This is a genomic window from Psychroserpens sp. (assembly GCF_047633235.1).
Classification (GTDB): Bacteria; Bacteroidota; Bacteroidia; order Flavobacteriales; family Flavobacteriaceae; genus Psychroserpens.
The window spans coordinates 1-5,610 of the sequence record NZ_JBLIET010000085.1; the positions used below are offsets into that span (position 1 = coordinate 1).

General features: G+C 31.4%; 5 protein-coding genes. All 5 read right to left on the minus strand.

The window, feature by feature from the left end:
- The coding region (locus ACJAZK_RS14635; protein ID WP_415224680.1) for a CoA-transferase at positions 1–192 on the minus strand (192 nt) is incomplete at its 3' end.
- Between the two features lie 142 nt (positions 193–334).
- The gene (locus ACJAZK_RS14640; RefSeq protein ID WP_415224681.1) at positions 335–2,944 is read right to left on the minus strand and encodes a carboxypeptidase-like regulatory domain-containing protein; all 2,610 of its coding nucleotides are present in this window, start codon (positions 2,942–2,944) and stop codon (positions 335–337) included.
- Between the two features lie 234 nt (positions 2,945–3,178).
- Positions 3,179–3,925, minus strand: coding sequence for a GLPGLI family protein (locus tag ACJAZK_RS14645; protein WP_415224682.1), 747 nt, complete (start codon positions 3,923–3,925; stop codon positions 3,179–3,181).
- A gap of 111 nt (positions 3,926–4,036) precedes the next feature.
- Entirely contained in the window at positions 4,037–4,234 is a 198-nt protein-coding gene (locus ACJAZK_RS14650) for a hypothetical protein (RefSeq protein ID WP_415224683.1), read from the minus strand.
- 753 nt (positions 4,235–4,987) lie between these two features.
- On the minus strand, positions 4,988–5,610 hold a 623-nt coding region (locus ACJAZK_RS14655; RefSeq protein WP_415224684.1), incomplete at its 5' end, for a penicillin-binding transpeptidase domain-containing protein.

The window sequence follows — 5,610 nt, forward strand, 5'->3', positions numbered from 1 at the left end:
TAATCCCAATCCAAAATCATCTACACCTGCATTATTAGAAATACATTGGAGGCCTTTTACATTTAATTTCACTAACTCTGCAATAGCTTTTTCTGGGATTCCTGATAAACCGAAACCACCAAACATAAAGGTCATATTGTCTGTTACACCTTTAAGTGCTTCTTGAACATTAGCCACTTTTTTACTTATCATTTGTATTTGTTTTTAGCTATGGAAATTTACGAAATATAATTGTCATTCATAAGGAAGAACGACTGAAGAATCTAAAGTGCTAATTAAATGAAAAAGATTCTTCGCTTTACTCTGAATGACAGGCAAACTAAAAAAATAGAGTTTAAAATTTATAAGCCACTTTAAACATCACTATTCTTGGGAGTATAAATGTTTTACTATCGGAAATGAGAAAACTATTAAAACTGTTCTGTTGTTTGAAGGTAACGTCAAATAAGTTAGTTGCGTTAATCTCAAAACCCCAAGGACTATCTTCCACTTGATAAAATAAAGAAGCGTTTGCAGTATCAAACGTATTTAAAATATTAGCGCTTTTATTAGCATAAGCATCATAACTATAATCTGCTTTAAAAATAAAATTATCTAAAAAATCGTATTCCAGTATGGCGAAAAATCGATCATTTTCGAAATTATTCTCACCGCCTAAAAATTTATAGTTATTAAAATCTTTGGTGTAACCAACCTCAATATTTGGGTGACTTTTAAAGGATGTCTCGATACTTAATGTTGATGACATATTCTTTGAAATATTGAGATTTGTTTGACCATTTAATAGTTGATAGAAATCATTGTAACCAAACCTCGCACTAATATTGTATTTGATTTTCTTTATTTTTTTAGAGAGCCTAGCGCTCAAATTCCAACTATGCTCTGGCAGGTCAAATAGAATTTGAGTATTAAACTGATTAATCCCTTGAAGCTCTGTTACCGATTTTAAAGTTTCAATACGTTTATTAAAACTAGTATTGATATTAAAGTTTAAATTTTTAAACAAACTAAACTTATAATAACTCAAACTTGCTGTGTGATACAATTGGTTCTCTAGAGTCGTGTCGCCCTTAAAAACACTATTAAAACTTGATAATACAAAGTTGTTCGCTAATCTATTTATACTGGGAAATCTTGCATTTAACTGATACTTAAAGTTCAATTTCTCACTATTATTGAATTCTACTTTTGTGGTAAATTTTGGCAGTAATAGTGCTTTTCTATTAGAAAAACGCTCATCAAACTGTTTGGTGTTCCAATTATAAAAATGATAATATAACATAGGTTTAAAAGTGGCGATCCCAATTTGAAACTTATATTCTAAACCAATAAAAGTGTCTATAAAATTGTATCCAAAATCATTACCAAAACCAGCAGTATTAAAATTATTGATACTACCATCACTTAGTTGTTGTACATCTTGATTTTCAAAATTGGTAAATGCAGCAGTGACACCAAATGTCGTATACAAATGGTTAAAGTTATTAAGCACCCAATAATCTTTTACAATAACGTTTGCATTATGTGAATTGGAGCTTTTGGTTTGTAAGATAGAATATACTTCATCATCTTCTAAAGGGATCAAACCTTGTAAAATTTGTTGATTGGTGAGCCACTCAGTTATTGGTTTATCGTTTTGAAAATTATAGGTGGCTTCTAAAGTTGCTGTATGGTCTTTAGAGAGTTTCCTGCTGTAACTTATATTTTGTTTGAGATTGAGACCTTTTATATCTGTGAGTGTATTGATAGTGTTGCTTTGTGATGGGTTTATGGTTGTTATTAAACCATTAGCATCATTATTTGTGATTTTCACAAAACTGTTATAGGCAAAATCCTCATCAAAACTTGGGTCATAATCAACTGTGATTTTACCTATTGTAAAAAAGTTGTTTATGTTGTTAGTTGTTGTTCTATCTTCTGTAAAAGGCTCGCTAAAGTTAAGATACTCGTTTAACGTATTACTTTGGGTATCTGTTTTTGAATTTGAGGTTATGATATAACCACTAACATCTGTTTTTGCATTGATGGACTGTCTTATATTTAATGCTCCAAATTGATTGGTGTTTGCCGTGTAATCTTGGTTATTGAGGTATTGTGCAAAATCACTATTGTAAAGCGAGAAATAACTACCAGCATCTTGCATGAGTTTACTAAAACCACCCTCAAATTCTAAATAATCGCTAAACGTAAAACTTTTAACGCCTTGATTATTAAGGTCGCCTATGAAATTAACGGTTGTTTTTGGACTATAATAAAACAAATTGGGATGAATGAGATATCTATCTTTTATACCTGCACCAACCTCAACGTCTCCAAAAGCAAATTTCTTTTTATCTTCTTTAAGTTTGATGTTCATTGCCATATCCTCAGAATCCTGTAGATTTTTGAGCATAGCAACTTCATTGTAATTATCTAAAATTTCTACTTTATCAACTGCATCTGCTGGGATATTATTAACTGCTAGTTTACTATCTCCTGTAAAAAATGTTTTATTTTCTACTAGAACTTTAGTTACTTTTTTACCTTGCACCATCACATTACCAGCGCGATCAACTTCCACTCCAGGTAACTTCTTAAGTAAATCACGAAGTTTACGCTCTTCCCCTGTTTTGAAGCTATCAACATTATAAGTAATCATATCTTTTTTTACAGAAATTGGAGGTGTGTAGTTTAAAGTTATTTCATCTAATTGGTCTGGATTGTCTTCTAGCCCAAAGTTTTTAACAATATCTTCTTCTTTGGTTGCGATTTCAATGGTTTGCGATTTATAACCTAGATAGCTTACCGTAATTTTGTAATTTTGATTTTGCGATAATCCAAGTTTGAAGCTTCCGTCAGATTCTGTAATCGCAAACTTTACGCTAGAATCTTCATTAGAAGGTATAGCCAAAATATTGGCATATTCCAATGGTTTTTGAAAGCTACCCAATACTTTTCCAGACACTATAATTTGTTGGGCATTACAATTTGAATAGACTATTGTAAATAGATAACATATAATTACGCAAAAAATATTTTGGTTTAAATTGCTCAAAAAAGAAGTATAAAAAATTACTATTATTAGATGCGAACATTGGCACCAGCGCGCACAATTATAACATAACGAGTTTATACAGCACTATTTATCCGTTACTAAGAAAGGGCCGTAAAACCAAAAATATCAACTATAAATTAATCTTCAATTTCTACTCGAACTTCCTCTACTCTCAGACATTTTTTTCATTAAATCTTTAAATTCAGTTTGAGTCATCTTTTTTCCATCTAGAGGTAATTCAATTTCTATTGGTTCTTTTTTAAAAACTATTTTATCAAGAACGGTTACATATTTTTCATTTTCTAATTGTATGATCAAGCCTGGCAATCCTGCAAATCCATCAGGACCAGCGGAGACGGTAATATCGATAGCGTACCAAGCAACGATAGCTTGTTCAATAACACCACTTCTTCCTTCTTTTATAATTGTTGTTTTTGCTTTGTAACATGATAGTCCATTGATAATCAATTTTTCTTTAGTTAAAACCCAATCGTATGATGAAAAATCTTTTTCAATAAGATAAGTCTGCCCCGAGATATCTGTTTCAGTGATAACTTTTTTCACCTTAAAATCATAATAGATATCACCAGAATAACCAGAAGTAATTTTGGCTATTTTTACCGAAGCAGAGTTTCTAGAATCGTTGGACATCGATTCTACTTCTCTAAAATGAGCAACTTCGGGATTAAATAGCAATTCAAATTTTAAATCTTTCATTTTCTCGCCAATTTCCTTAAACGTACTGTCGGAATATAAATTATTTAAAGAATCCATTCTTTTCGTATAGAGTTCAGTAGGTGTTTTTTTATAATAAGCCATCCCACTTTTTTGAGAGAAAGCTGAATATATGCAGAAGAATAAAAGTATTAATAATTTGTTTTTTAGTTTCATAATTGTAAAATTTAAATTGAAACGTAGTCAAAATAAAATTTGTTTAATTTATTTTAACTACGTACAATAAGAGTAATAATTAACTTTCTATGTTACAGTTATATTTTGTAATTATGTTATTTCTGGTACTCCTCCTGATTCACACTCGTCAAATAATACGAGAAATACTTGATGCTCTTCAGCATGAGTAAGATTTTGCACAAATCCTATACGGGTTGCCCTTTGATCTGCATAAGTATAACAGTCGACAGAACGTAAATTCGAGATGCTCGAGTTCAATAGACTTACAGCACTTAATGAACTAGACATTAATGAAACTACAAAAAAAAACGCTTGATCACAAAACTTATGGTGTTAAAATTTCACATAAGTAACTGTTAATAAGTTTTTTAGCTCATTATCACTCTGTGAGCTATTGCTATAGTTACAGACTACGGAAAAAGCGTAATTTTAAGTAGAAAAAATCGTTATTTTTAACATTAAATAATTTGGATATCTAAAAAATACTTAAAACCCCTATGTAGGTTATACTTTACAAAATACATAATGTTAAATCCAATAATAAGATTCCTCGTTTCTCAGGATGACATTTTATATTTTAATTGTAAATAATTGATTTTGTGGGCAACACAGTGCCTCTTAATCTTCAAATAAGATTATAGTAATAATCAAGTAGATTTAATTTTGTGGCTCTTTACGTTTCCGAAGAAAAAAAATTAGAAAAATTTTAAGGAGTAATTCGTATACTATCCTCAATATTTAAATTTTGAATGTATACGTTCTTTTTGCATTGTAGTTAAATACTTCAACTTAGGTCACCAAACGCTTGCTAAATGGATGTAACTACAAAATGAGTATATGAATTAAAGAGACTCATCGTTGCACTCTTAGTGACAAAAGGACTACATAACAAAAGCCTCTCTAAATAAAAGAAGGCTTTATATAGTATTACCATTGTTGGTGTTTTCAAGCAACCAATTTTAAAAACAAATCACTTGACTTCTTTGAACCTGATTGCATTTCTTGCTTGTTTTAAATGAGATTTCTGCCTGCGCAAGAATTTTAAAAGTCAATAACACGGTCTAAATCATCATCAGGATCTTTACCGTCACCATCGTTACCTTTCCATTTGTCACAATCCACTTCGATAGACAAATCTTCTGGTTTCTCAAATTCATCTTTTGAAATACCTAAGGCTTCATCGGCATAACATGATTTCATATACAATCCCCAAATTGGTAAAGCCATTGCTGCACCTTGACCGTAAGTAATGCTTGCAAAGTGCGCTGCGCGATCTTCTGCTCCAACCCAAACACCTGTTACGAGATTAGGAACCATTCCCATAAACCAACCATCACTTTGATTTTGTGTCGTCCCTGTCTTTCCTGCTATTGGATTATTAAGTTCATAAGGGTAACCCGTTATAATTTCTTTATAGACAGCTTGACTTGCTCTATTACTTCCTCTTAAGCGACTACCAGAGCCTCCTTGTACCACACCTTCCATTAAATTAATAGTGGTATAAGCGACTTCAGCACTTAAAACATCTCGAGTTTCTGGTGTGAACTGAAAAAGTACTGTTCCGTTCTTATCTTGAATGCGTGTGACCATTACGGGTTTGTTATACACGCCTTTATTAGCAAATGTTGAATAGGCTGCAACCATTTCATACACACTAATATCTG